25 protein-coding genes and 1 pseudogene are annotated in these 24489 nt (G+C 73.2%); 11 read left to right on the forward strand and 15 right to left on the reverse strand.

Going from position 1 to position 24489, the window contains the following annotated elements; translation table 11 throughout:
* Positions 1–38: 38 nt before the first annotated feature.
* Positions 39–1403: an SMI1/KNR4 family protein gene (locus IG86_RS0128415; RefSeq protein WP_107056294.1), complete on the reverse strand. Its 1365-nt coding sequence runs from the start codon at positions 1401–1403 to the stop codon at positions 39–41.
* Between the two features lie 620 nt (positions 1404–2023).
* Between IG86_RS0128415 and IG86_RS0128425 the strand changes: the two genes are divergently transcribed.
* Positions 2024–2506 (forward strand): DedA family protein, encoded by a 483-nt coding sequence (locus tag IG86_RS0128425; RefSeq protein WP_030827988.1) that lies wholly within the window; start codon positions 2024–2026, stop codon positions 2504–2506.
* 291 nt (positions 2507–2797) lie between these two features.
* Here IG86_RS0128425 and IG86_RS43195 read toward each other — a convergent pair whose 3' ends face one another.
* The 3 genes and pseudogenes from IG86_RS43195 to IG86_RS0128435 form a co-directional block, all read right to left on the reverse strand.
* Positions 2798–3127, reverse strand: a complete 330-nt coding sequence (locus IG86_RS43195) for a hypothetical protein (RefSeq protein ID WP_157854920.1) — start codon at positions 3125–3127, stop codon at positions 2798–2800.
* An 85-nt stretch (positions 3128–3212) separates the two neighbouring features.
* A pseudogene (locus IG86_RS41650) lies at positions 3213–3329 on the reverse strand (MerR family DNA-binding transcriptional regulator); the annotation flags it as partial.
* A gap of 190 nt (positions 3330–3519) precedes the next feature.
* Positions 3520–4371 (reverse strand): LysR family transcriptional regulator, encoded by an 852-nt coding sequence (locus IG86_RS0128435; RefSeq protein WP_030827991.1) that lies wholly within the window; start codon positions 4369–4371, stop codon positions 3520–3522.
* A gap of 95 nt (positions 4372–4466) precedes the next feature.
* Here IG86_RS0128435 and IG86_RS0128440 point away from each other — a divergent pair, with 95 nt between their 5' ends.
* The 3 genes from IG86_RS0128440 to IG86_RS0128450 all read left to right on the forward strand — a co-directional run bounded on the left by IG86_RS0128440 (position 4467) and on the right by IG86_RS0128450 (position 6070).
* Positions 4467–5198 carry an SDR family oxidoreductase gene (locus IG86_RS0128440; protein WP_030900667.1) on the forward strand — a complete coding sequence of 244 codons (732 nt, stop codon included), beginning with the start codon at positions 4467–4469 and terminating at the stop codon, positions 5196–5198.
* Positions 5199–5279: 81 nt separating this feature from the next.
* The gene (locus IG86_RS42515; RefSeq protein WP_063761576.1) at positions 5280–5627 is read left to right on the forward strand and encodes a hypothetical protein; all 348 of its coding nucleotides are present in this window, start codon (positions 5280–5282) and stop codon (positions 5625–5627) included.
* A gap of 17 nt (positions 5628–5644) precedes the next feature.
* Positions 5645–6070: a hypothetical protein gene (locus tag IG86_RS0128450; RefSeq protein WP_244306127.1), complete on the forward strand. Its 426-nt coding sequence runs from the start codon at positions 5645–5647 to the stop codon at positions 6068–6070.
* A gap of 3 nt (positions 6071–6073) precedes the next feature.
* Here the strand turns inward: IG86_RS0128450 and IG86_RS0128455 are convergent, their stop codons facing one another.
* Together IG86_RS0128455 and IG86_RS0128460 are read right to left on the reverse strand one after the other, a co-directional pair.
* Positions 6074–6733 (reverse strand): GNAT family N-acetyltransferase, encoded by a 660-nt coding sequence (locus IG86_RS0128455; RefSeq protein WP_051785472.1) that lies wholly within the window; start codon positions 6731–6733, stop codon positions 6074–6076.
* Between the two features lie 124 nt (positions 6734–6857).
* Positions 6858–8354, reverse strand: a complete 1497-nt coding sequence (locus tag IG86_RS0128460; protein WP_030828003.1) for a PQQ-binding-like beta-propeller repeat protein — start codon at positions 8352–8354, stop codon at positions 6858–6860.
* A 315-nt stretch (positions 8355–8669) separates the two neighbouring features.
* On the opposite strand from IG86_RS0128460, the gene IG86_RS0128465 reads away from it, so the two are divergent.
* The gene (locus IG86_RS0128465; protein WP_045936739.1) at positions 8670–9464 is read left to right on the forward strand and encodes a peptidoglycan recognition protein family protein; all 795 of its coding nucleotides are present in this window, start codon (positions 8670–8672) and stop codon (positions 9462–9464) included.
* Between the two features lie 33 nt (positions 9465–9497).
* Here the strand turns inward: IG86_RS0128465 and IG86_RS0128470 are convergent, their stop codons facing one another.
* Positions 9498–10136, reverse strand: a complete 639-nt coding sequence (locus IG86_RS0128470; protein ID WP_030900674.1) for a response regulator transcription factor — start codon at positions 10134–10136, stop codon at positions 9498–9500.
* 481 nt (positions 10137–10617) lie between these two features.
* Between IG86_RS0128470 and IG86_RS39195 the strand changes: the two genes are divergently transcribed.
* Both IG86_RS39195 and IG86_RS39200 read left to right on the forward strand, forming a co-directional pair.
* A complete protein-coding gene (locus IG86_RS39195) occupies positions 10618–11487 on the forward strand; it encodes a helix-turn-helix transcriptional regulator (RefSeq protein WP_030828012.1) in 870 nt (289 codons plus the stop codon).
* Between the two features lie 128 nt (positions 11488–11615).
* Positions 11616–11990 carry an STAS domain-containing protein gene (locus tag IG86_RS39200; RefSeq protein WP_051785473.1) on the forward strand — a complete coding sequence of 125 codons (375 nt, stop codon included), beginning with the start codon at positions 11616–11618 and terminating at the stop codon, positions 11988–11990.
* 14 nt (positions 11991–12004) lie between these two features.
* Here IG86_RS39200 and IG86_RS0128495 read toward each other — a convergent pair whose 3' ends face one another.
* Together IG86_RS0128495 and IG86_RS0128500 are read right to left on the reverse strand one after the other, a co-directional pair.
* Positions 12005–12958, reverse strand: a complete 954-nt coding sequence (locus tag IG86_RS0128495) for a helix-turn-helix transcriptional regulator (RefSeq protein WP_030828016.1) — start codon at positions 12956–12958, stop codon at positions 12005–12007.
* Positions 12959–13030: 72 nt separating this feature from the next.
* Positions 13031–14245, reverse strand: a complete 1215-nt coding sequence (locus tag IG86_RS0128500; protein WP_030828018.1) for a cytochrome P450 family protein — start codon at positions 14243–14245, stop codon at positions 13031–13033.
* A 212-nt stretch (positions 14246–14457) separates the two neighbouring features.
* Between IG86_RS0128500 and IG86_RS0128505 the strand changes: the two genes are divergently transcribed.
* A complete protein-coding gene (locus IG86_RS0128505; protein WP_106981509.1) occupies positions 14458–14994 on the forward strand; it encodes an NUDIX hydrolase family protein in 537 nt (178 codons plus the stop codon).
* Between the two features lie 18 nt (positions 14995–15012).
* Here the strand turns inward: IG86_RS0128505 and IG86_RS0128510 are convergent, their stop codons facing one another.
* Entirely contained in the window at positions 15013–15585 is a 573-nt protein-coding gene (locus IG86_RS0128510; RefSeq protein ID WP_030658161.1) for a TetR/AcrR family transcriptional regulator, read from the reverse strand.
* A 170-nt stretch (positions 15586–15755) separates the two neighbouring features.
* On the opposite strand from IG86_RS0128510, the gene IG86_RS0128515 reads away from it, so the two are divergent.
* A complete protein-coding gene (locus IG86_RS0128515) occupies positions 15756–16547 on the forward strand; it encodes an SDR family NAD(P)-dependent oxidoreductase (RefSeq protein WP_030828020.1) in 792 nt (263 codons plus the stop codon).
* Positions 16548–16836: 289 nt separating this feature from the next.
* On the forward strand, positions 16837–19131 hold the full coding sequence (locus tag IG86_RS40240; RefSeq protein ID WP_157854921.1) for a CehA/McbA family metallohydrolase: 2295 nt from the start codon (positions 16837–16839) through the stop codon (positions 19129–19131).
* Positions 19132–19156: 25 nt separating this feature from the next.
* On the opposite strand, the gene IG86_RS0128525 is transcribed toward IG86_RS40240, so the two are convergent.
* On the reverse strand, positions 19157–20203 hold the full coding sequence (locus IG86_RS0128525) for an MBL fold metallo-hydrolase (RefSeq protein WP_030828022.1): 1047 nt from the start codon (positions 20201–20203) through the stop codon (positions 19157–19159).
* 186 nt (positions 20204–20389) lie between these two features.
* Here IG86_RS0128525 and IG86_RS0128530 point away from each other — a divergent pair, with 186 nt between their 5' ends.
* On the forward strand, positions 20390–21403 hold the full coding sequence (locus tag IG86_RS0128530; protein WP_051785475.1) for a hypothetical protein: 1014 nt from the start codon (positions 20390–20392) through the stop codon (positions 21401–21403).
* A 31-nt stretch (positions 21404–21434) separates the two neighbouring features.
* On the opposite strand, the gene IG86_RS0128535 is transcribed toward IG86_RS0128530, so the two are convergent.
* From IG86_RS0128535 to IG86_RS0128550, 4 genes are all read right to left on the reverse strand, one after another.
* On the reverse strand, positions 21435–22601 hold the full coding sequence (locus tag IG86_RS0128535) for an alanine--tRNA ligase-related protein (protein WP_030828025.1): 1167 nt from the start codon (positions 22599–22601) through the stop codon (positions 21435–21437).
* A 263-nt stretch (positions 22602–22864) separates the two neighbouring features.
* Positions 22865–23536 (reverse strand): class I SAM-dependent methyltransferase, encoded by a 672-nt coding sequence (locus IG86_RS0128540; protein WP_030828026.1) that lies wholly within the window; start codon positions 23534–23536, stop codon positions 22865–22867.
* 67 nt (positions 23537–23603) lie between these two features.
* Entirely contained in the window at positions 23604–23918 is a 315-nt protein-coding gene (gene cutA / locus IG86_RS0128545; RefSeq protein ID WP_030828028.1) for a divalent cation tolerance protein CutA, read from the reverse strand.
* Between the two features lie 104 nt (positions 23919–24022).
* Positions 24023–24424 (reverse strand): cofilin family protein, encoded by a 402-nt coding sequence (locus IG86_RS0128550; protein WP_030828029.1) that lies wholly within the window; start codon positions 24422–24424, stop codon positions 24023–24025.
* Between the last annotated feature and the right edge of the window lie 65 nt (positions 24425–24489).

Consider the following 24489-nt stretch of genomic DNA (forward strand, 5'->3'; position numbering starts at 1 on the left):
CCGACGGTACCTCCGCGGCGGCCGGGCGGCCGGGCTGTTCAGCGGGCGGGGGTCACGGGGCCGAGGTCGCCCTGGATGAGCGTTTGGGCGATCTGAGGGCGGTCCCAGAGGGCCAGGATCTCGTTGGCGAGGGCCGCGACGGGCAGGTGGTCCTGGTCCCGGACCTTGACGGCCGCGGCTTTCAGGGTGCGCGGGACGGCCCCGGCGTCCAGGAGGACGCGCCAATCCCGCACGCCCAGTTCCAGGAACTCCAGTCCGGTGAAACCGGCGATCTCCAAGGGGTCGGCCAGGGTGCCGGGCGCTGCGGTGAGGGTGCGCAGGCGCGGCAGTCCGGCGAGGGGAGCGAGGCTGAACGGAGCGCCGTCCCAGGCGCCGATCGTCAGCACCTCCAGTGCGCCGTGGGCGGCGGTCTCGATCGTCTCCAGGAATCCGGAACCGACCTTGGCCACGGCCGGAAGCGTGTTGCCGCGGCGGCCACCGCGTTCCTCCCGCCTCCGGCCCAGGACGAAATCGGTGAGGGAATCGGCCACGAGCTCGGCGCCGAGGCTCTGCTCGTGGTCGACCAGGATGACCTGCCCGAAGTGTCCGCCCGGCCCGGGATTCAGGTCGACCGCGAACTCGTCGCCGCCGTTGCTCCCGAAGCCGATCCAGCCGGGCGAGCCGGCCAGGCCCTGCACCGCGGCGTCGGGAGCGGTACTGAGCGCACGCATCGCGCCGTGGCCCCAGCCGGAGTGCCGGCGTTCGGCGTCGACGGCGTACAGGTCGTCCAGGCCGCTGAGTTCGCAGCCCACCGCATCGCCGACGCGGTCCGCCCCCTCGAAGTCACCACGCCAGTCCACCCGTGCCACCCGGTAGAGCGCCTTGAGCTCGTCGGACAGCGCGACGCCCAAGCGGGCTTCGGCGGCAGCGATCTCCTCCGCGGTCGCGCCGACGGCGTCGGGCAACCGTTCGCGGAGAGTCCGCTCCAGCAGTTCCGGGTCCGCGGACGGTGCCGGAACCGCCTCGGGCGCCGGATCGGGACGGCGCAGCCACGGCTCGGGAAGGGAACCCTCGGCCAGGACGAGCACCCCCAGGTCGGGGTAGCCGACAGCCGGCTCGACGACCGGGCTCGGCCAGACGAGGCCGAGCGTGGTCCTTCCGTCGGGTCGCACCTCCGCCCTGAACGCGACCTCCTGGACCCTGCCGCGCGCCAGCGCCCTTTGTATGTCCTCCACCCTGGTGCGCGCGGTCGCCGACATGGAGCCCCGATGCGCAAGGCTCCAGCCGTACTGGCCGATACGTCCTGCCACGCGGGCCGGCCGGGCGGCCGCACGCTCCGTGTCGCCGGCCAGCATGAGCCGCAGCACGGGCTCCCAGGCCTCGAACGCGTCCAGCCATGACAACGGCGGTCGTTGATCTTCCATGCGCAGACCGTACGCGGAGCCGGTGCGCCCGGGCTGCCGGGGTCATGTCAGGTCAGGCCCAGGCCCCACGCGTCGCGTCGATCCCGAACTCGCCGTCCGGCCCGATCATGAACCCGTGAGCCATGGAGACGCGACTGCCGCCTGCCGGGAACCACCATCCGTCCGCGGCCGAGCCTTCGGTAGTGTCGGCTTCCAGAACGCGCGGCCTCCCGGCAGGGTGGGAGGTCACGGCGGGGAACATGCAGCCCGTGCCCCTCGACCGAAGTACCGAGCCCGTCGGCTCAAGCCCTCCGGCGCCCGGGGGATCAGGGGCACGCGCGCGTCCGCCGTCACGCCCGGTCCCCCGGCCGGGGTGATCGGCTCTGACACCCATGGCCGACTTGCTCCGGCGGCCCGGCATCCCGTATGCGTGTTCGGTTAGGCTAACCTCGTTTGGCGCGCTGGCGTACCGGGCTGGGGTCCGGCACCGCAGGCGGCAACCATGGAGCGGAACGCGCAGAGGCAGGGCGCAGGTGAGAGGCGGTGACCGGGCTTGTGCGCGTCGTGCGCCCACTGGGGCGGGCCGGCCATGCGGGTGACGGGCGTGCCGGGGTACGGCCCGGAGATCGGGACGATGCCTCGTGGATAAGATCGCGCTGACGGCCGGAGCCCTGTACGTCATCGTCCTGCTCCGCGCCGGAGGGACGTTCGCCGTCGGCTGGCTCGCCGGCGCCGGTGCCCGGCGCAGCCGGCTCGCCGGGCGAATCTCCACGGCGAGGTTCCAGCGCGCCGAGCGGGCGATCCAGCGGTGGGGCGCACCCGTGGTGGCCGTCTCCTTCCTGACCGTCGGTTTCCAGACCGCCGCCAACTTCCTCGCGGGCAGCATGCGCATGCCCCTGCCCCGCTACCTCCCCGCCCTGTTCGTGGGCGGAGCGGCCTGGGCGCTGATCTACGCGACAGCGGGGCTCGGCGTGCTCGAAGTGCTGGGAAGGCTCTTCGCCCAGCAGCCGGTGCTCGGCGCCTGCGCCGTCGCCGTCCTCCTCCTCGCGGTGTGCGCGGTGGTGGTGTACCGCAGGAGAAGGGCGGCCCTGTCCTGCGGTGACACCGCGGCCGACGAATCGTAGGCGCCCCCGGCCCAGGCACCGCTCCCAGTGACCGAGCGCCTCGTCCGGCGCCGTTCACCGGATGCGGCGCTCAGATCGCTCACAGCGCTCAGGCCCCTTCGCCGCAGGTGCGATCACCGGGCGTCGCCGAGCCGGAACCGGGTCTCGGACGTGATGCCGTCGTGCAGCAGCGACAGGCCGGTGCTGCCCCGGATGCAGTCCGGGACCCTACGGCGTACAGCCTCCGGGAGCCACGCGCGACGGTGCCGACCCGGCGGACCTCCAGGGGCGCGCCACCGCAGGTCGCGGACGTCACCTCCCGGCGGTCGGCAGCGAACAGGCGCCCCCAGCCGTTGCCGAAGGGGCGGCGACGCCCGAGTCGGAGACCGTGGCCCGGCAGAGCCACTGGTCGGGCGTCTCCCGGGCGTAGGCCGCGCGGGTCGGCCATGCCCGGACCAGCATCAGGCCCTGCGCGCCGGGCGCATCCGCGCCCACGGCCGCCGACTTCGCCAGGACGTAACGCGCCCGGTCGATGACCTCGGCCAGGTTCTGGGGCGAGGTGGACGCCGCTGATGGCGCGGGCGAACTGCCGGGGGACGAGCCGGCCGACCGTTCAGGCGAGGCGTTCGGTGGCGTAGACATCGATGGCGCGTCGCGCTGGGATGCGGCCGGGCCAGGTGCGACGGCCTCGTAGGCGACCCTCCGGGCGGGGTCGTCGACGCAGGTCGCGGTGACCGTTGGCTCCGATCCGGGCCGGCGGCAGCGGTCCGATCTCGTCGTAGTGACGCAGGGTTCGTGCCGTCCCACCCGGCATCCGGGCCACCTCCGCGATCGGTCGGTCCACCACCGTCACCCGTTCGCCACCACCAGTCGGGCCGGCCTCTCCGGCCCTGGTCACGACCGTAGAAGCTGCCGCTACGTCAACCACAACCCCTGCGACCACGACCCCGGGTCCCGCCACACGTGACTCAGCGCCGCCGGCCGCAGGGTTGAGCCGGGCCACGACCGGTGGAACCCGGCCAGGCATGTGGGAACTACTGGAGACGCGTCGCGGTCCGGACAAGGTCGGCGACGGCTTTGGACCGACTGTGCGGCGGCCAGGCGATCACGGTGGTGACGTTCGGCGCGTCCAGTACGGGCACGGCGGCGAGGTCACCGTGCAGTTGGGCTCGGCACGACTCCGGTGAGACCGCGCAGGCCCGGCCGAGCGCGACGAGCTGCAACAACTGCGCGTGGTCGCGGACCCGGGGGCCGGGGCCGGGCGGGTAGGTGCCGTCGGGGTTGGGCCAGCGTGGCAGGGGCAGGCCGGGCAGCGCGGTGATGTCGGCCATGTGCACATGGGCCCGGACGGTGAGCGGATGTCCGGCCGGCAGGACCACCACTTGGCCCTCCGTGCTGAGTTCTTCGGTGTGGAGCCTGGCCGTCGAGTCGAACGGCCGGTGCAGCAGCGCCACGTCGGCCCGGCCCTCGCGCAGGAGTCGTTCCTGCTCCGCCGGGCCGCACAGGATGACGTCGACGGGGACCGCGCCGGGTTCGGCGGCGTACGCGTCGAGCAGTTTCGCCAGCAGTTCGCTGGACGCGCTGGCTTTCGTGACCAGGACCAGGCCGGGTCGGCCGGTCGCGGATCGGGCGGCGCGGCGGGTCCGACGCTCGGCGGCGGCGACCGCGTCGAGCGCCGCACGGCCCTCGGTCAGCAGCACTGAGCCGGCCTCCGTCAGCGTGACGGTGCGGCTGGTGCGGTCCAGCAGCGCTGCCCCGAGCCGGCGTTCGAGCTGCTGGATCGCCCGTGACAGAGGCGGCTGTGCGATCCCGAGCCGCTGCGCGGCGCGGCCGAAGTGCAACTCTTCAGCGACAGCGACGAAGTAGCGCAGTTCCCGGGTCTCCATCCGGCCACGATACTTCGGATCGATACCCGGACGGTATCGCTGCCCACCCTATCGGTCTTGGACCCTCGCCGGGGTGCGACGGCAGCATGGTCCCCATGAGCGAACGAACGATTGCGCTGGTCACCGGCGCGAACAAGGGAATCGGCTACGAGATCGCCGCGGGGCTGGGCTCCCTCGGCTGGAGCGTCGGCGTCGGCGCCCGCGACGATCAGCGCCGCAAGGCCGCGGTGGAGAGACTGCGCGACGCCGGCGTCGACGCCTTCGGCGTACCACTGGACGTGACGGACGACGCGAGCACGACCGCCGCCGCACGGCTGATCGAGGAACAGGCCGGGCGTCTCGACGTGCTGGTCAACAACGCCGCCATCACCGGCGGCATGCCGCAGGAGCCCACCCGGGTCGATCCCGCCACCATCCGCACGGTCGTGGAGACCAACGTGATCGGTGTCGTCCGCGTCACCAACGCGATGATGCCGCTGCTGCGCCGCTCCGCCTCACCGCGGATCGTGAACATGTCCAGCAGCGTCGGCTCCCTCACCCGGCAGTCCGGCACCGCCGCCGAGCAGACGACGGGCCCGGTGGCCGCGGCGTACGCGCCGTCGAAGACGTTCCTGAACGCCGTCACCCTTCAGTACGCCCGGGAGCTGAGCGGCACGAACATCCTGATCAACGCCGGCTGCCCCGGCTACGTCGCGACCGACCTCAACGGCTTCCGCGGCGTGCGCACCCCTGAACAGGGCGCGGCGATCGCCATCAAACTCGCGACCCTGCCCGACGACGGCCCGACCGGCCGTTTCTTCGAGGACGCCGGCGAGGTGCCCTGGTGATGCGCACGGCGGTCATCACAAGCACTCCACGCCGGAGCGTCGCGCTCGCGCCGAGAATCGAACATGTGTTGGAATATAGAGGTGACGGCATCATTCCGGTTTCCCGATGACCTGGTCGCGCTGCAGGCGGCGTGGCTGCGTACCTATGGCGAGCTGGCGCAGGTGCCCGCCGGGGGCGGGACGACCCTGCTGCTGCGGCGGCTGATCGCGCTGTCCGGGCGCCTGTGCGCCCATCCGCACTGGGGCGCCCCCGCCGGGTGGCGGGACGGGGGCGTCGAGCTGCGGCGCGTCGCCCGCGTGGCCTGCGGCGACTCCGTTCGGGCGAAAGATCCGGCGACCCCCTGCCCCTCGGGCCCGACGCGGGCCATGGTCTGTTCCGAGACAGCGGACTCGACGGACTCGACGAAGGGCATGGAACGTTGCATCTGAGGCGCATCGGAACGATCTTGGCTGCGGCCGCACTGACCGTGCTGGCGGTCCCGGCCACCGCGGACGCCGCGGCGGTCGCCTGCGGCGGCGGGACGTCGACCGGCCGGGTGGCCGTCAACGGCTGCATCAGCGCCCAGCGGGGATCCGCCGGCAGGTTCCCCACGCGCGAGATCACGGCGTACGTCAAGGCGCGCAACACCGGGAGCAAGGGACTCAACGTCGCCTACGAGGCCTACTTCCGCGTCGTCGACGGCGGTCACTGGGAGAAGCTGGGCAGTGGCCGCACCTACGTGCGCGCCGGGGAGTCCGTCGGCCCTCTCGAAGTGGGGAGCAGCACCCGGGTGTGCGGCCCCGTGAAGGTCGAGATCCGCGTTCACGCCCGGGCCGACGGCGCCGCCTGGAGCGGCTGGTCCCCCGCCGCGACGAGGCAGTGCCAGACCTGAGCGTCAGCCGGGGCTGCGGTCGTCCGCGTGGACGGGTTCGCGCCACATCGGCCACAAGGTCGGTCCGCCGCCCGGGAGCCGGATCTCACCGGTGACGCGGAAGCCCAGCCCTTCGTAGAAGGGGATGTTGGTGATGTTGCTGGACTCCAGGTAGGCGGGTTGCCCGAGCCGGTCGCACTGGGCCAGCTGCTGGCGCAGCAGCGCCGAGCCGACGCCCATCCCCTGGAGCCCCCGGTCCGTCCCCACCGACGGCAGGTACCAGTGCGGCTCGTCCGGATGGGCCTCGTGCATGGCGTTCTGGACCTCTGCGGCCCGTGGCATCCCGCGCAGGCCAAAGACGCGGGCGTACTGGGGCAGCGCCGCCAACTCCTGTGCCGCGGAGGCCTTCCAGCACCCGGGTCCCGCCCACAGTGCGGCGGCCAGCAGCCGCCCGTCGCCCGTCGCGGCGACCCGGACCGCGCCGTCGCGCGGCCGCTGTTGGCGCTGGGACAGCCGGAAGTAGCGGGCTGTCCTGCGTTCCCGGTCGGCAGCGGGGACCATCCACGCCATGACCGGGTCGTCGGCGAAGGCGCGGGCCAGGAGCGCGGCGATCGCTCCCGACTCGGAGGGCCGGGCGGGCCGGATGCCGTACCCGGCCAACGGCACTGCGGGACGTCTGCTCATGGGAGCACGGTAGGCAGCCGGACCCGGCCCTCCCCGCCGTACGGCGGCGGACACGCCGTACACGCCGTACGGGCCACCCGCTCACCGGTCGGCCGCGACGAACCGGTCGGCCGCGGCGAACCGGTCACCTGGGTGTCCCGCTCGGAACGCGAACCGCCGGACAGCGCAGGACCTGGCCGGCAGCGGTGCCGACCACGACCGTGCCGTCGGGTGCCGCGTGCAGGCAGAGCGGCCCGTGCGGGGGCAGCCGGCGCGTGGCCAGGAGGGTGCCGTCGGCCGTGTCGACGGAGAGGAGGGTGCCGTCGGCGCACAGGGCGTGCAGCACCCCGGCGTGCGTGTCGAGGCCGATGACCTCGGATTCCAGCGGCCTGCTCCACTGCACCACGCCGGACGGGAAGGCCCTGCGGACCAGCTCCGTCCGTCCGTGGAACAGGGCGGCGCCGGTGCCGTCGTCCGCGTGGACGGCGCGGCCCAGCGGGGCGTCGACGCTGAAGAGCACCGCCTCCGTGACGCCGTCGGGGGCGAGCGCGACCACGTCGCGGCGCCGGCGCCAGTACAGCAGCTCGGGGCAGCGCCGGACGTCGAGCGGGACCAGGTCGTAGCGGTCCGGGACGTGGAGCGAGCCCAGCGGGCTTCCGTCGGCGGCGAAGATCCGGGTGTCGGGCGGGGCGGGCGGCTCCGCCCCGAAGCAGCGGTCGAAGGTGTCCCGGATCGCCCACGCCCCGTCGGTACGGGCGCACATCGCGGCCGCGTGCGGCACCGAGCGGCGGTCGAGGACCCTGCCGTCGGCGGTGTCGACGAGCAGGAAATCGGTCCGGGTGCGGCGGTCGGGACCGGGGATGGCCACGCGAACGGTCCGCTCGTCGGCGGCCACCTCGATCCGGGTGCCGCCGTACAGCGACGCGGCGGGCACGCTCCACAGGACCGAACCGTCGGCGGCCCGGCACTCCACCACCACGTCCCGGCCGGTGGCGAGCACCCGGCCGTCACCGAGCCCCGCCACGGCCCGGACCGCGCAGTGCTGGTCATAGCGGCGTCCCGCCCGCTCGGCGAGCGTGCGCAGCGTCTGCAGCGCGGGCGGGGTGTCCTCGTACGTCCTCGGTTCCCCGGGGTCCTGCGCCGTCCGGTCGAGGGTGGTCAGATCGAGGGCGTCGGGGCCGAGGCCGCGCCAGTCCTCGCGTACGACCGTCGCCCGGGCCACCCGGCTGTCGCTGCCGTCGTCCATGGCGAAGAAGGTGAGTTGGAGCGTGCGGTCGTCCAGCCAGCGGATGGGGTCGATGCCCCACGCGGGGTCGGTGAAGTCGACGCGGTGTCCGGTGTCGGCCTCGAGGAGGGTGAGTCCGCCCGCCCGGAAGTAGTCGTCGCCGTTGTCGAGGCCCACGGCGAGCAGCGGAAGCGTCGGGTGGAAGGCGATCGATTCGGCTTCCGTCGTGAAGGTCAGCAGGTGGGCGCAGGACAGGTCGTCCGTGCGGTAGACGGCGATCCGGCTGTAGCGGTGCATGACCGAACTGACCGCGAGCCACTGTCCGTCGCTGCTGAAGACCGTCTGGCAGGCGAGTCCGAGCAGTTCGGGGAACGGCTGGTCGTTGAGGGTGGTGTGCGGTTCGAGCTGGTCAGCCATGGTGCTCTTTCAAGTGGGCGGACGACACCCGGGCGGGGGTGTCGAGGATCTCCGGTGTCGCGGCGGCAGGAGGGTCCGGGGGACGACCGGGCGCGGGCGTCCGGCCGCTCGGCCGGGCGTCCGTGCCACTGCTCCCCCGTCGTCGTCCACGCCCCATCCAACCGCCCCGCGGTGAGCGCCGTCGCGCCGGGGGGCGTTCGCACGCTTCGGCGCCACGGCCGGTCGGGGAGAGTCCGGTTGCCGCCCGGTGTGTCGGCGCGACCGGTGCGGCCGGGCTCCCTTGAATGGGCACCCTCCTACGGAAACGGGCACCGTATGACCCTCCGCGCACCGCACCACCAGCCGGCACCCGCCTCGGGCCGGTTCACCCGCCGGTCAGTCCTCACGGGCGCGTTCGCGCTGGCCACCGCGGCGGCGCTGCCCGTCGCCGCGGCCGGGCGGGCGTACTCGGCCGCCGGCCCGGACATCATCGCCTGCGCCACCTGGGGTGCGCGGGCCGCGTCCGAACCCGTCGTGGTCCTCGCCAACCGCCCGGAGCGGATCGTCGTCCACCACACGGCGACGGCCAACGTGACGGACTACACCAAGCAACGCGCCTTCGCGCTGGCCCGGGCGATCCAGACGTACCACATGGACGCGCAGGGCTGGATCGACACCGGTCAGCACTTCACCGTCAGCCGTGGGGCGTTCGTGATGGAGGGGCGCCACAGCAGCCTCGCGGAGCTGCGCACCGGCACGCGCCAGGTGCGCGCGGCGCACTGCGTGGGGCAGAACACGGTGTCGATCGGCATCGAGAACGAGGGCACCTACACCTCGGAGGCCCCGCCCGCCGCCCAGTACGCGGCGCTGGCCGACCTGTGCGCCCACATCTGCGACCAGTACGGCCTGGCCGCGTCGGAGATCTACGGGCACCGCGACTTCAACGCCACGTCCTGCCCGGGCGATCGCCTGTACGCCCTGCTGCCGAACCTCCGCAGGGACGTCGCCACCATCCTCGGCACGCCCCTGTCGGACCCGGAGGAGGATCCGGTGTGGGACCTGGTGCGCCAGGCCACCGGACGGCCGGCCGCGACGGTCGGGGAGTACCTGCCGGCGGGCCTCCTGCCCTGACGGCGTACCGGGCACCCGGTCTCCGGCGAGACGTCAGATGTAGCCCTCGCGCAGGGCGTACGCCACGGCGTGGGCTCGATTGCGCAGGTGCAGGCGGGTGGTGAACCCGTGCATCACGTTCTTCACCGTGCGCTCGGAGTAGGCCAGTTTGGCCGCGACCTCCTCGGTGCTCAGCCCGTCGGCGACCAGCCGGAGCACGTCGACCTCTCGCCGTACGAGGCCGGAGGCCGGCACGCCCGGCAGCCGATCGGCGCTGCGCTGCATGCTGCCCACCTGGGTGATCAGCCGGGCGATCAGGTCGGAGGGCAGGTCGCCGTCGCCCCGGGCGGCCGCGCGGACCGCCTGGAGGAGCCGGTCCTCGGTGGCCTCCCGGCGCCAGACGATGGCGCGGACCCCGCATTCGACGACCTGGAGCAGGTCGGCCTCCCGCAGGGCGTTCGCGACGAGGACCACCCGGGTCCCCTCGGTCCGGGTGAGCCGCCGCAGACGGGACGGGGTCGCCTCGTCCAGCGCGTCGACGAGCAGGACCGCGACCGTCCCCGGCCGCCCGGCCATCTCCTCGACGAGCTCGATCTCGGGCTGCCGGCGCAACTGGCCGGTCGCGCCGGCGAAGGAGAGCGGGTCCGATGCGTGGACCTCGACCGGGATCCTGGCACGGGCACTCAGAGCCATGACCGAACATCCTTACGTGACGGGAACGCGTGCAACACGCCGAACAAGCTTCGAGAATCGTCCTGTTGCGGTCGGTCCGCCGACAATCGTGGCTCACCACGAGATCGCCAGGAGCGTGTGATGGCGTCCCTTTTCGAACGTGCGGAAGCACTCGGCCTGTTGTCCGCGGAGGCGCGGCGCGCCCGGGCGGGCTCCGGGCGGTTGCTGCGGGCGCTGCGCCGGCTGCGCGAGCTCACCACTGCCGCCGAGGATCCGCTGCCCGCTCCGTACCTGTTCGGCGCCGCCGCCTGCGTGGCGCAGTGGGCCGACGCGCTGGACTGGGCCGACCAGCTCGCCGGGGCGGGCCTCACCGGGCACCGGGTCTCGCCGCTGCATCCCGTCCACTACCTGCTGCTGGGGGTCCGGATCGACACGGCCGCGGCCTGCGGGGACTTCGCGCGCGTGCTGACGTACGCGGAGGAGAACGGGCTTCCCGTGGACGGTGCGGGCCCGGCCGTCGCCTCCAACCTGCGGGCCCAGGCCGTTCTCGCACTGGTCGGGACGGGCCGACTGGGAGGCGAATCGTTTCCTCTACGCGCGTGGCGTTCTGCGCGCCGCCTCCGGCGACCGGCACGGCGCTCTGGCGGACTTCCTGGAGTGCGGCCGCCGCGCGCTCGACGGCGAGAGCGCCGGACCGGCGGTCACACCCTGGCGGTCGGCCGCCGCCGAGGTCCAGTCGGCGCTGGACCGGCCCCGGGAAGCCCTCGCACTCGCCGACGAGGAGTACCGGCTCGCGACGGTCGGGGGAACCCCGCGGGTGGTCGGCCGCGCCCGGCGGGTGCTGGGTGAGGTCACCGGCGGGCGTCGCGGCCTGGAGCTCACCGAGCAGGCCGTCGAAGTGCTGCGCGGACCCTCGCCCGGCCCGGGGGCCGGCACGGAACCGCCGCTGGGCCTGGAACTGGGATCCGCCCTGGTCACCCACGGCCGCCTGCTGACCGCCGCGGGCCATCCGCGCCGGGCGCGTTCCCTGCTCCGCGAGGCGTCCGTGATCGCGGAACGCCTGGGCGCCACGGCCCTCCTGACCCTGACCCAGGACATGCTGCGCGCCGGCGGCGCCCGCGGCGGCTCCGGCCCGCTCACCGGTGAGGCCTCGCTGACGGGAAGCGAACGCCGCGTCGCCGCGCTGGCCGCGGACGGCCGGACGAACGCCGAGATCTCGGACCTCCTCCACCTGGCCAGACGCACCGTGGAGACCCATCTGAGCAGCACGTACCGCAAGCTCGGCATTCAGCGGCGCGCGGACCTGTCCGCCGCGATGGGCACCGGTGGCGCGGGCCGCCGCCCGGTCACCGAGGCGGGGGCCGCGTCCTGACCGCATGTCCGCCAAACGAAGACCTGCATGCTTTCGTCTCAGGGGCTGTACGCGCCCGCCCGCCCGGATAGCGTCGGGGCGGGCGGCCACTGCCGAGGTCCGCCCGCGCATCCGAAGGCAGGACCGAGATGAACCCCCTGGCCGCCCGTGGTCCGCACCGTGTCACGCTCGCCACCCGCGCCGACTGCAGCGTCATCACCCTTACCGGCGACATGGACCTCGACCATGTCGGCCCCCTGCGCGCCGCCCTCCAGGAGGCGTGTACCGCTCCCACCGCTCCGGAGCGGGTGGTCGTCGACCTCTCGCGGCTCGACTTCTGCGACTCCGCCGGACTCAACGCCCTGCTCCACGCGCGGTCCCTGTGCGAGCAGAACCGGCGGACCCTGACCCTCACCGATCCCGGCCCGCAGTTCTACCGCCTGCTGCGCATCACGGGCGCCGACGCCCTGTTCGACCTCTCCTACCCCGGAACCGCTGACGGTTGGCCCGACGCGGCGCGCTGACGGCGACCGCCCGCTCAGCCGGATCTCAGCGTGACGGAGGGCGACACGCCGTACTCCTGCCGGTAGGCGGCGGCGAAGCGGCCCTGGTGGGCGAAGCCCCATCGTCCGGCGACGCCGGCGACGGTCGTGGCGCCCGCCGGGTCGGCGGCCCGCAGCTCGGCATGGGCCCGGGTCAGCCGGACCCGGCGGAGATGGGCGAGCGGCGTCGTGCCGGCGTGGCGGGTGAAGGCGTACTGCACCGCGCGCGCAGTGACCGGGATCGAGGCGGCGATGTCGGCGAGGGTGATGTCGCGGTGTGCGTTGGCCTCGATGAACTCGACGGCGCGGCGCAGGGTGTCGCTGTGCGCGTCGCGTCCGTCCCGCGGGGTGGCCGCGTCACCGCGGGCGGTGTTCGGCAGGGTCGCCAGTACCGTGGCGGCCAGGTGCTGGGCGGCGGTCGAGACGAACAGCCCGTCGGGGTCGGCGGACACGGCGCTGTCGTCGAGTACGTGGTCGCGGAGGTAGGCGACGGCCGCGCCGAGCCGCCGGTTCTCGGCGGGGCCGACGGCCCGGGCTCCGGTGATGCGGACGTCCTTCCCACCGGGAACGGACGCGACCCGGCCCAGCAGGCGGGGGTCGAACATCGTGATGGTGTAGCGGGCTTGGCGCACCTGCCCCTCGTACGGCCGGTCGTGAGGGGCCAGGAGGAAGGTCTCGCCGGGGCCGAAGACCTCCTCGCGGCCGCCGGTGGTGTCGACGATGGTTCCGCTGTGCATCGTCACGAGGCACACCTTGCCGAGGCACCCGGCGTCGTAGCCCATCGTGTAGCCGAAGGAGAGGCGGTCCACGCTCAGCCCGCCGACCTCGGTGCGGGAGATCCGGGCGCGGGTGTCCGCGGGGCGCCCGCCGATCTGCATGGGGGTGTAGGCGGCGGACAGGAACGCCTCCGTGGCCTCCAGGTTCCCGCTTTCGAAGAAGAGGTTGGTCATCGGGCTCTCCCTCGCCGACGCTATGCACGACCTGCTGGCGGCAGGAGCCTCCAGTATGCCGTGACCGCCGGGCTAGGAACGGAAGGTCACCGGGAGGCCCAGGGGGCCGCGCAGTCCGCCCGGGCGCCAGCGGATCTCGTCCGGTGGCACGGCGAGGGCGAGTCCGGGCAGTCGGCGCAGCGCGGTCCCGATGGCGATGTGCCCCTCCAGCCGGGCCAGCGGGGCGCCCAGGCAGTAGTGGACGCCGTGGCCGAATGCGAGGTGGGCGTTGTCCGGCCGGGTGATGTCGAGGCGGTCGGGGTCCGGGAAGCGTGCCGGGTCGCGGTCGGCGATGGCCGAGGCGATCAGGACGGTCGCACCCCGCGGGACGGTCACGCCCGCGATCTCGACGTCCTCGCGGGCGAAGCGGGCGATGCCGGGGCTCACGGGGCCGTCGTAGCGGAGGAACTCCTCGACGGCGCTGCCCAGGAGTTCGGGGTCGGAGCGCAGGAGGTCGAGCTGGCCGGGGTGGGCGAGCAGCATCGCGATGCCGCCGCTGATCAGGTTGACGGTGGTGATGTAGCCGGCGGCCAGCAGCAGGAACACCATGGCGATGAGCTCGTCCTCGCTCAGCCGTGCTTCCTCGTCCCGGGCGGCGATCAGGCCGCTGAGGAGGTCGTCGCCGGGGTGGGCCCGTTTGGCCCGGATGAGGTCGGTGACGTAGGCGCGCATGTGCTGCCACGCCTCGTTGACGACGGCGGGGTCCGGCGGCTCCGCGCCACGCATGATCATGCGGTCGGTCCAGCGCTGGAAGTCGTGCTGGTCGTCGACCGGCACGCCGAGCAGTTCGCCGATGACGGCGACGGGGAGGGGCAGGGCGAAATCGGCCACGAGGTCGGCGCGGCCGGCCGGGACGATCCCGTCGAGCAGGCCGTCGGTGATGGCCTGGATCCGGGGCCGCATCTGCGCGACCCGGCGGGCGGTGAACGCCTTGGAGACCAGGCGGCGCAGGCGGGTGTGGTCGGGCGGGTCGCTGCGGAGCATGTTGCTCAGCATCGACTCGCGCTCGGTTTCGGGCAGCTGGGCCAGCAGCCGGGGGTCCGAGGCGTCGCGCACGTCGCTGCTGAGGCGCGGGTCGGACAGGGCCGCGAGCCCCTCCTCGTAGCGGGTGACCAGCCAGGCGTCCAGGCCGCCCGCGACGACGACGCGGCGTACGGGGCCGTCCTCGCGCAGTTTCCCGTAGAGCGGGAAGGGGTCGGCGAGGAAATCCTGGTCGGCGTAGGGCAGTAGGACCGGCCGCTCACTCATCGTGCCTCCCGGAATAGGTCACCCTCTCCATGGGAAGTGAGGATATGCGCCCGAGTCTCCATGAATGCTGCTTTTCGGTCATGGCGGACGAGCCGTCGCAACCGTCACGACGGCGCGTCAACTGTCGGCGTCGACGGCAGCCTGACGGTCGGTCGATTTCCGACGGACTCGTGATCTGGGCCAAGGCCCACTGCGGAAAGTATGATCAAGAAATGGCTGACATGACCGAAACTACCCCCGGCTGGCTGACCAGTGACGAGCTGGACATGGCCAGGGCCCAGATGCCGATCCTGTACGTCGAGGCCGTTCCCGTGCGCGTGAACGACACCGGCGAAGTCACCAGCATCGGACTGCTCCTGCGGATCGGCGCGGAGGGAACGATCAGCCGGACGCTGGTGTCCGGCCGGGTCATGCACCACGAGCGGATCCGTGACGCGCTGCTGCGCCACCTGGAGAAGGACCTGGGCCCGGTGGCCCTGCCCCTGGTGCCGGCTTCCCTCCAGCCCTTCACGGTGGCCGAGTACTTCCCCACCGCCGGCATCACCCCGTTCCACGACCCCCGCCAGCACGCGGTGTCCCTGGCCTACGTGGTGCCGGTGACGGGCGACTGCCGTCCCCGGCAGGACGCCCTGGACCTGGTCTGGTTCAGCCCGCAGGAAGCGGCCTCGCCGGCCGTGCAGGGCGAGATGCCGGGCGGCCACGCGGTGCTGCTGAAGCAGGCCCTCGCGCACGTGGGACTCGCGTACTGAGCCGCGCCGTGACCCCGGCTACGGCGTCTGCGCCGGGGTGAAGTTCGTGAGGATCAGCAGCGTGTCGACCAGGTCCTCGGCGGGGGCTCCGGTGGCCAGGCGGCGCAGCTGCTGCCCGAACACCAGGGCCACGGCCGCGCCGGCCAGGCGTTCGGGGTCCGGCACGCCCAGCTGGGTCAGGATCCGCGTGGCCAGCAGGTCGTAGGCGGCGAAACACTCGGCCGCGGCGGCACGCAGCCGTTCGTCGCGGCCCGCCTGGACGTACAGCTCGAACGGCGCGATGTGGCGGCTGTCGAAGGCGTTGCCGCCCGCGACCTGCGCCACCACCTCGGCCGCCCGGCCGATGTCGAAGTGCTCGTCGGAGCATTCGTCGGCGAGCCCGGTGAAGTGCCGGGTCTCCTCGGCCACGAAGTGCAGCAGGCTCTCGCGCAGCAGCTCGTGCTGGGTGGCGAAGTGGTAGGTGACGGAGCCGAGGGAGACCGCCGCCTCCTTGGCGATCCGCCGGTTGGTGACGGCCGCGATGCCGTCCTGCCCGATGATCCGCAGTACGGCGTCGATGATGCTCTGGCGGGTCGCGGAAGCGTGGGGCATGTCCGCATTCTGCCCCATCGGCCGACGTGGCCGCCCTGCGGGGCCCGTGCGGGGGCCGCGCGGGGCCGGGGAGTCGGCGACGGGTGGGGTGTGGACAAGCAGCGACGCGATCCATACTGTTCGTTCGAACGAACAATGGAAGAACGCCGTAACGCCGCACGGGAGTTGTCGTGGAGATGTCCGGATCGAACGTTCTGCTCACCGGGGCCACCGGAGGCATCGGCGCCGCCCTGGCCGCGCGTCTGACCGCGCAGGGGGCCCGCCTCACGGTCACCGGTCGGCAGGAGACCGCCCTGAAAGCCGCCGCGGACGCCTGCGGGGCCAAGGCCGTGCTCGCCGATCTCGCCGTCCGGGCGGACGTCGTGCGCCTCGCCGAAGCCTGCGTCGAGTCGGACGTCCTCGTCGCGAACGCCGCCCTGCCCGCCAGCGGCGACCTCCTCGACTACTCCGAGGAGCAGCTCGACCGTGCCCTCGACGTCAACCTGCGGGCTCCCGTCCTGTTGTCCCGGCTGCTCGCGGAACACATGGTGGCCCGCGGCCGCGGCCACATCGTGCTGGTCGGTTCCATCTCGGGCAAGGCGGCGACCAAGTCGACCTCCCTGTACAACGCGACGAAGTTCGGGCTGCGCGGTTTCGCCCTCGCGCTGCGCCAGGAGCTCAGGGGCACGGGGGTGGGGGTGTCGCTGGTACAGCCCGGATTCGTGCGTGACGCCGGGATGTTCGCGGCCACCGGTGCCGCCACCCCGAACGGCATCCGGACCGTGACGCCGGGCCAGGTCGCCGACGGCGTCGTGCGGGCCGTCCGCCGCGACCTGTGCGAGGTCAACGTCGCGCCGCTGGAGCTGCGGCTGCTCAGCGCCATCGCCGGACAGTTCCCCGGCTTCGCGGAGCGGATCCAGGCCCGGACGGACGTCGACGGCTCCGTGCGACAGATCGTCGACGCCCAGCGCGCACGCCGCTAGGTCGTGTCCGCACCCTAGGGGGTGCGGGCCGCGTCTCGTCTCCTGCCCGTCCGCTGCTCGCTCCTCGCTCCTCGCATCTCGCACCTGCACGCCTTCCATGCCACCCATGTGAACGGAGAGCACGGCTGTGCCGAGTGAACACCTCCCGAGTGACGGGCCCGGAGCCGGCCCGCAGGTCGAACGCAGGTCGCTGCTGCGATTAGGGGCCCTGCTGGCCGCGGGCGGGGCCGCCGCGCTGGTCCCCGCACCGGTCGCGCACGCCGCGACGCGCGGCCGGGGGACCGATACGGTGACCACCACCTACACGGGCCGCTCCCCCTACGGCAACGACCAGTGGGCGTACGTCGCCTTCGACGTCCCCGCCGGAGTCCGGCGGATCTCCGTGTCGACCACTCACGACGGCTCCGCCGGCATCCTGGACCTGGGGATCTTCGGCCCGACCGGCTTCCGCGGCTGGTCGGGCGGCGCACGGTCCGGCTTCACCCTCGCCGCGACGGACGCCACCCCCGGCTACGTGCCCGGGCCGGTTCAGGCGGGCCGCTGGTCCGTCATCCTGGGCCCCATGGTCGGCAGCCCCGGCGGCATGGCCTGGCAGGTAGACGTCACCCTCCACGAGGGGGCCCCGCTGCCCGCAGCCCCGTACGACATCCTGCCCGCCGCGGTGCCCGGACGCGGCCCCGGCTGGTACCGGGGCGATCTGCACCTGCACAGCGTGCACTCCGACGGGCAGCGCACGGTGGACGAGATCGTCGCGGCCGCGCGCCAGGAGGGCCTGCACTTCATCGCCACCTCCGACCACAACACCAGCTCGACCGGCGTGACGTGGAACGGGAACGTACCGGCCGACCTGCTGGTGATCAACGCCGAGGAGGTCACGACCCGGCACGGCCACTGGCTGGCCGTCGGCCTGCCACAGGGCGAGTGGGTGGACTGGCGCTACGGACCCGCGGACCAGGGGGCGTTCGAGGGCCACGTCCGGCGCGTGCACAGTTTGGGCGGACTGGCGATCGCCGCCCATCCGCTCACTCCGGCACCCGGATCCTTCTGGGAGTTCGGCCTCGACCGCGTGGACGCGCTGGAGGTGTGGAACGGACCGTGGACCCTGGACGACGCGGCCAACATCGCCGCCTGGCACGTCATGCTCTGCCTCGGCAAGCGGGTCGCCGCCGTCGGCAACAGCGACGCCCACAGCCCCGCGGACGCCGTCGGCCGGCCGCACAACGTGGTGCGCGCCGACAGCCTGTCGACGGCCGCGGTACTGGACGCGCTGCGCACGGGACGCTCGTACGCCGTCGAATCCGCGGGCGTGACCGTGGACTTCACGGCCCGCGCCGGCGCGGCGGTCGCGGGGCCCGGCGAGGAACTGCCGCTGTCCTTCTTCGACGCCGTCGATGTGACCCTGAACGTGACGGGCGCCCCGGACAGCATCGCCACGCTGTACACCGAATGGGGCATCGTGGCCGCCACCTGCATCGACGGCAGCGGCCGCGGGCAGCTGAGGTGGCGCGGCTGGGGCAGGGCGTCCATGTTCGCCCGGGCGGAGGTGCGCCGCCCCAAGCCCGCCTCCACCACGCTGGACCAACTGGTGGCCATCACCAACCCGGTGTGGTTCTACTCCGCCCAACTGCCCCCGTACGACGTCGAGCGGCGCGTGCTCTTCCACACCGAGCGCCGTCCCGACGGGTCGTGGAGCGGTATGCGTCCGCTGCCCGGTGCCGTCGGCGCCGCCTCGTTCGCCGGGGTGCAGAGCGCCGTGGCGGGCATGGCGGACGGCTCGGTGGTGATGCTGGGCATCGCACCCGACAACGGCTTGTGGCTGACCTCCGTACGGGGTCCGGCCACGCTCCGGCCGTGGCAGCGCGTCGCGGGGCCGGACGGGTCGACCGGGTTCACCGTCAGGGAGGCGGACATCGCGGCCTTCCCCGACGGCACCTGCCAGATCGTGGCGACGGCCATGGACGGCACCACGTACCACCAGCAGCGGCGGGCCGACGGCGGGCTGCCCGGGTTCCGGGCCGTGCCCGGTCCCACGGCGACGAGCCGCTGGGGTGCGACGAAGGTGGCGATCACCGCCATGCCCGACGGGTCCGCCCAGTTGCTCAGTTACGGCACGGACGGTGCCATGTACCACTGCGTGCGCGGGCGTTCGGGTACGTGGACGCCGTGGGGACGGCTGGCCGGCCACAACGGCGCGGCCACGTTCGCCGGCCCCGCCCTGGCGATCACGGGGATGTCCGACGGATCCTCGCAGGTCCTGGCGATCGGGATCGACGGGATCGTCTACCACCAACTGCGGCGGCCGGACGGCTCCTGGACCGGATTCCGGGCCCCGAGGGGTGTCACGACCGCCACCATGGGGGCCAGCGCCATCGGCATCGCGGGAACGCCCGACGGCTCGGCCCACGTCGTGGCGGTCGGGCTCGACGGACGGGTCTGGCACAACGTCAGGAGGCCGGACGGATCCTGGACACCGTTCGCTCGGATACCCGGCCCGAACGGCAAGGACCCCTTCCCCGCGGGGCAGGTCCGCATCGCCGCCCTCCACGACGGCACCACCCACGTGGCGGCCGTCAGCGCGGGCTAGGTCGTGTCTTGTCGATCAGGCCGGATCAGGGAGACCCTTCCTGTCGGAGTGCGGGGCGGGACCAGGGTGTGTCGGCGTCGTCGCCCGGTTCCGGGCGCAGGCCCAGCTCGCCGAGTTCGTTGAGCGCCATCATGGCGGTGAACATCGGGTTGGGGTTGGCGCCGCCCACTCCCCCGTCGGCGACGGCCTGCGCGTACCGGCCGGTGAACGCGCTCGGGCGCACCCGGCCGTTCCCGCCGGTCAGTCCCAGCGCGGCCGCCTGGAGGGCGGTGGCCTGCTCCAGCAGGCCGTCCAGGTGGGACACCGCCTCGGCACCCCGGCGCAGGGCGAAGGTGTGCCCGTCGGTGAGGATCGCGGCTTCCCCCTCCTCGAAGAGGCGGGCCACGGCGCCGAGCACGGTCTGGATCTTGACCTGGTCGGCGTCGTACATCGCCCCGCAGGCGCCGTTGCCCTCGTCGGACAGGTGGAGGACGCCGCAGTCCCCGAGGTGCACGATCACGTGCCCGGCACAGTGGCCCTGGCTGCGCAGCACCCGGACCGCGCCGTCGGCGAAGGTCCAGCCGGTGAACCGCAGCGAGCCGATCCGGATCAGCTCCAGCGGCAGCTCCTCGTAGGTCCGGGTCGTCGCGGCGAAGGGCCGCATCGGCTCGAAGAGCGACACCACCTTCGCGGCCAGCGCGGGCGCCGGCAGCGGCGCCGCCCAGGCGATGCGCTCGAAGGACCGCACCCAGTAGGACTCCGGGTCCCGCATCTGGTCGAGGTCGCGGGCGGGGACGTAGTGCTCGACGGGCACTCCCAGCTCGTCGGCCAGGTCGTTGTTGCCGACGTGGTCGGGGTGGCCGTGCGTGGTCAGCACCAGCGCCCGGGACCAGGGCCCGACCCGGTCCGCCGCCGTCCGCAGCGCGGCGCGGAAGGCCGTGGTGACGCCGGTGTCGACGACCACCAGTGTTTCGCCGGCCCGGTGCACGAGGGCGTTGCCGACGTCCGGCTGATCGTGCGCGAGATCCAGTTCCCGGCCGAGGACCAGCACGGTCCCGTCGTCGATGTCGATCAGGTCGCCGAGCGCGGTCATGGATGCTCCCGCCGTCTGGTCCGGGCCGGTCGGGTCCGGAGCCGCTGCTCAAGGCCGTCCAGCACCAGTCTCCCGCCGCCGGGCGCGCGCCGCACCAGCACCCCGGGCGCCGCCGCACGCGCCGCGAAGCGCCCCGGCGGGAACGTACCTAGGCTGGAGGGGACACCGCTCGGACGGGGTGAAGCCATGACAGCGCAGCGCGCGGGGGTACCGCTCACACGTCCGGCCCGCAGGCTCCCCGCCGTCGCCACCGTCCTCGCCGTGGCATCCGCCTGCCTGGTGTCCGGATACACGGATTCCGGCCGGACGGCGGCTGCGGCCGCAGCCGCGGACTGCGAGACCGCGCTGCCGGACAGCTTCTGGCGGGCGCCCGTGGACACCCTTCCCGTCCACCCGGACTCCGCCCGGTACGTCTCCTCGATCGGCGCCGCGGCGCCCCTGCACCCCGACTTCGGCTCCGGGCTCGTCGACGGCATGCCGATCGGCATTCCCATCACCGTCTCGGACACGGCGGTGCCGGAATCGAAGGTCACCTTCGACATCGCCGAGGAAAGCGACCCGTCCGGGTACCGGATCCCGCAGAACGCCAGGATCGAGAACGGCCCGGCGAGCGACGGCGACCGGCACGTCGTCGTCTGGGACCGTGACAGTTGCAAGTCCTACGAGCTCTGGGACGCCGAGCCGCGGGGCGGCAACGCCTGGCACGCCGGCGGCGGCGCGGTCTTCGACCTGCGGAGCCATCAGCTCCGGCCCGACGGGTGGACGTCGGCCGATGCCGCCGGACTCGCCGTCCTGCCCGGCCTGGTGCGCTACGACGAGGCGGCGTCCGGGCAGGTCGACCACGCGATCCGCATCACGGTGCCGCGCTCGGACCAGAGCTACGTGTGGCCCGCGCGGCACCAGGCGGGCGCGGCCGCGGACCCGGCACTGCCGCCCATGGGGCTGCGGCTGCGGCTCAAGAGTTCCGTCGACACCTCGAATCTGGCTCCGCAGGCCAAGGCGGTCGCCGAGGCCCTCAAGAAGTACGGCGCCATCGTCGCGGACAACGGCTCGGCCTGGTTCATCTCCGGTGAGGAGAACTCCGGCTGGGACAACTCCCAGCTCGCCGGGCTCAAGGCCTTCAAGGGGTCCGACTTCGAGGCGGTCGACGCGTCCGGACTGCAGCAGTCGCCGGACTCGGGAGCCGTCGCGCCGAAGTGAACGCGCCGCGTCGGCCCCCTCGTCCGGGGCGTCATTCCTGCCGCAGTGACGTGACCAGATCGCGCGGCAGACCATGGGTGTCGTGGAGGTAGTGGAAGTCGTCCTCGGTCAGCACGCCCCGGAACCGGGGGCGGGCGAGCACCCGCCGGCCGCGCTCCAGGAGGCCGCGGAACCGGTGCTCCTCCTCCCGGAGCAGCCGGAGCACGTCACCCGGCGGCATGTCCTGCCGGAAGTGGTCCAGGGTGTGCCGGACCAGTTCCTCCGGCAGGTCGCCGAGTCCGCGCGAGGGATCGTCCCGCCACAGCACGGTGAGCACCCGTCGCACCAGCCGCCGCAGCACGTATCCGCGTCCGGTGTTGGCCGGGCGCACGCCGTCGCCGAGCACCACGACGGCCGAGCGCAGATGGTCGCAGACCACGCGCAGGGACGTTTCGTCCACGTGCCACAGCGGCGGCACGAGGCGGCGCCAGGGGTCGAAGACGTCGCACTCGAACACGGACGACTTGCCCTGGAGCAGTGAGGCCAGCCGTTCCAGACCGAGTCCGGTGTCGACGTTGCGCCGGGGCAGGGGCACGAGTGAGCCGTCGTCGAGCCGGCGGTGGCTCATCGTGACGTGGTTCCACACCTCCACCCAGCGGTCGTCGCGGGTGGGTGTCGAGCGGGGCGGGCCGTCGCCGCTCCAGAGGAAGATCTCCGAGTCGGGGCCGCAGGGGCCGACCGGGCCGTTGGACCACCAGTTGTCCTCGGTGGTTTGTTCGACGGGGACGCCCCGGTCCTGCCACAGCCGCAGGGAGGCCGTGTCCGGCCCGGTCTGGTCGTCGCCCCCGTGGACGGTGGCGTACAGCAGGCGGGGATCCACGCCGAGTCCCTCGGTGAGCAGTCCGTATCCCCAGTCGAGGCTGAGCGGGCCGTCGTAGTCGCCCAGCGACCAGGTGCCGAGCATCTCGAAGACCGTCAGGTGCGTGTCGTCGCCGACCTCCTCCAGGTCCGTGGTGCGCAGGCAGCGCTGTACGTTGACCAGTCGCCTGCCCTGTGGATGGGGGCGGCCCTCCAGGTACGGGGTGAGCGGGTGCATGCCGGAGGTGGTGAAGAGCACGGGGTCGCCGGGTGGTGGCAGGAGCGTCGAGCCGACGATCCGGCGGTGTTCGCGCTCCTGGAAGTACTCGACGAACGTGTCGACCAGGCGTTCGGTGTTCATGGGGTGGCTCCTTCGCGTCGCAGCGGGAAGCGGCACCGGAGAACGGACCGAGGGTCTCCGGCCGGGCGGGGACGCCACGGCATGGCCGACGGACCGTTTCCGGTCGCCGGGGAGAGGGGGAAGGTCAGGCGGCGGCAACCGGCGAGCTGGTCGCTCGCGCGGTCGCGGTGGTGCTGGGGCCGTTGACGTTCATGCGGGCAACGGTAGCGTGACCGTGCCTGCCGGGCACGGGGTTTTCGCACGACCGGATTGCCCCGAAACGATCACCTCGGTTCGTCGCCGGGCCCGTCCTGCGCCCGCATCAGGAGGTGGCCCCGGCGGAAGCGCTCCTCCTCGCCGGGCTCGCGCAGCATCCGTCCGACCTCGACGAACCCGGCCTCGCGGGCCATCCCCGCGAGGTCGTCGATCGGCCACCGGTAGGCGGTCGTCACCTTGTGGTCGAACGCCGCCGCGGGACCGCCTTCGGCCTCGAAGAAGGCGAGCAGGAGGGGCCCGCCCGGAGCCATGACGCGGCGGAACTCGGCGAGGTAGGCAGGGAGTTCCCGCGGCGGGGCGTGGATCACCGAGTACCAGGACACGATGCCGCCCAGCTCGCCGTCGGCCAGCTCCAGGGCGTCCATCGACCCGACTTCGAACCGCAGGTCCGGATGGGCCTCGCGGGCGTAGTCGATCATGGCCGGTGAGAGGTCGACGCCGAAGACGTCCAGTTCCAGGTCGCGCAGATGAGCCGTCACGTACCCCGGCCCACAGCCCAGTTCGGCCACGGGCCCGGCATCGGCGGTCCGCGCCAGCTCGGCGAACGCGGCGAGGACCGAGCGGTCCAGCGGAACGCCGTCGAGCCAGTCGCGGGCGAGATCCGCGTAGCGGACGACCACGGAGTCGTAGGCGTCGGACGTCTCACGGAGGTACGCGGGGAGTTCGGGGAGTCGGGTCACGAGGGACGACCTTAGGGCGTGCGCGACCCGGGCCGTCCACCGCCCGGCATGATCCGGAGGACACGACCTAGCGCGGGGTGGTCTCCTGCACCGCCCACGCCAGGTACGCGTCCGAGGTCCCGGCCGCCGGGAGCACGATCCACTGGGGCACGTCGTACGGGTGGCGGCCGTGCACCCATGCCTCCAGGTCCGCGGCCCTCTCCGTGGTCGTCGTGAAGGAGACCCGGTAGCCCCGCTCGTGCCGCAGGGCGTCCTTGCTCCAGTGGAAGAGGGTCATCCGTGCCTCGACGTCGGCGGCGGCCGCCAGCCTGGCCTCCACCGCGCCCTGTGCGATCTCGTAGGCTTTCGCCTCGTCGTTCACGGTCGTCTGCGCGATCACCATGCTCGCCACGCTGGTCCTCCTCGGTCGGGTCGCCCCAACCTTAGGGGGGTCTTGCCGATCAGGCGCGAGCCCGGCCTGATCGGCATGACACCCCCCAGGCCCGATCAGCCGGCCAGGGCGACCAGTCTTCGGTAGGCCAGCTGGTCCGCGCGCCGGGCGGTGAGGTGGACGTGGACGTCGGCGAGGTACTCCTTCAGGGCCGAGTACCCCGCCGTGTAGGTCTCCTCCTGCTCACCGGCCGCCGGCGGCATCCAGAAGATCAGCAGGAGCTCGTTGCGCCGTGTGCCCTCCGGGCTGGCGAAGGACAGCTCGTGGAGGACCAGCCGGGGCTCGTCCGAGGGCAGGCCCTGCACCAGCTCGTCGTGGGTCAGGTTGGCCTCGAGCTCCGGGACCAGCAGGTCGGGCGGGTCCGCGTACCGCAGGACCACGGTGTTGATCTCCCGCAGCTCCCTCAGGTGCTGGATGGCAGCGACGCAGCCTTCCGACAGACCGATCGGGCTGCTCACTGGGTCTCACCTCGGTGCTGGTCACGGTGTTGGCGGGGCGGGGCCGGGGGCCGGGGGCCGGGGGG

This window comes from Streptomyces virginiae, from assembly GCF_000720455.1.
In the GTDB taxonomy this organism is placed as follows: Bacteria; Actinomycetota; Actinomycetes; order Streptomycetales; family Streptomycetaceae; genus Streptomyces; species Streptomyces virginiae.

What these genes read in the sequence shown, in the direction of transcription:
- IG86_RS0128415 (WP_107056294.1), bottom strand. Translation starts at nt 1,403, where the DNA reads ATGGAAGATCAACGACCGCCGTTGTCATGGCTGGACGCGTTCGAGGCC.
- IG86_RS43195 (WP_157854920.1), bottom strand. Translation starts at nt 3,127, where the DNA reads ATGTCTACGCCACCGAACGCCTCGCCTGAACGGTCGGCCGGCTCGTCC.
- IG86_RS0128435 (WP_030827991.1), bottom strand. Translation starts at nt 4,371, where the DNA reads ATGGAGACCCGGGAACTGCGCTACTTCGTCGCTGTCGCTGAAGAGTTG.
- IG86_RS0128440 (WP_030900667.1), top strand. Translation starts at nt 4,467, where the DNA reads ATGAGCGAACGAACGATTGCGCTGGTCACCGGCGCGAACAAGGGAATC.
- IG86_RS0128455 (WP_051785472.1), bottom strand. Translation starts at nt 6,733, where the DNA reads ATGAGCAGACGTCCCGCAGTGCCGTTGGCCGGGTACGGCATCCGGCCC.
- IG86_RS0128460 (WP_030828003.1), bottom strand. Translation starts at nt 8,354, where the DNA reads ATGGCTGACCAGCTCGAACCGCACACCACCCTCAACGACCAGCCGTTC.
- IG86_RS0128465 (WP_045936739.1), top strand. Translation starts at nt 8,670, where the DNA reads ATGACCCTCCGCGCACCGCACCACCAGCCGGCACCCGCCTCGGGCCGG.
- IG86_RS0128470 (WP_030900674.1), bottom strand. Translation starts at nt 10,136, where the DNA reads ATGGCTCTGAGTGCCCGTGCCAGGATCCCGGTCGAGGTCCACGCATCG.
- IG86_RS39200 (WP_051785473.1), top strand. Translation starts at nt 11,616, where the DNA reads ATGAACCCCCTGGCCGCCCGTGGTCCGCACCGTGTCACGCTCGCCACC.
- IG86_RS0128495 (WP_030828016.1), bottom strand. Translation starts at nt 12,958, where the DNA reads ATGACCAACCTCTTCTTCGAAAGCGGGAACCTGGAGGCCACGGAGGCG.
- IG86_RS0128500 (WP_030828018.1), bottom strand. Translation starts at nt 14,245, where the DNA reads ATGAGTGAGCGGCCGGTCCTACTGCCCTACGCCGACCAGGATTTCCTC.
- IG86_RS0128505 (WP_106981509.1), top strand. Translation starts at nt 14,458, where the DNA reads ATGGCTGACATGACCGAAACTACCCCCGGCTGGCTGACCAGTGACGAG.
- IG86_RS0128510 (WP_030658161.1), bottom strand. Translation starts at nt 15,585, where the DNA reads ATGCCCCACGCTTCCGCGACCCGCCAGAGCATCATCGACGCCGTACTG.
- IG86_RS0128525 (WP_030828022.1), bottom strand. Translation starts at nt 20,203, where the DNA reads ATGACCGCGCTCGGCGACCTGATCGACATCGACGACGGGACCGTGCTG.
- IG86_RS0128530 (WP_051785475.1), top strand. Translation starts at nt 20,390, where the DNA reads ATGACAGCGCAGCGCGCGGGGGTACCGCTCACACGTCCGGCCCGCAGG.
- IG86_RS0128535 (WP_030828025.1), bottom strand. Translation starts at nt 22,601, where the DNA reads ATGAACACCGAACGCCTGGTCGACACGTTCGTCGAGTACTTCCAGGAG.
- cutA (WP_030828028.1), bottom strand. Translation starts at nt 23,918, where the DNA reads ATGGTGATCGCGCAGACGACCGTGAACGACGAGGCGAAAGCCTACGAG.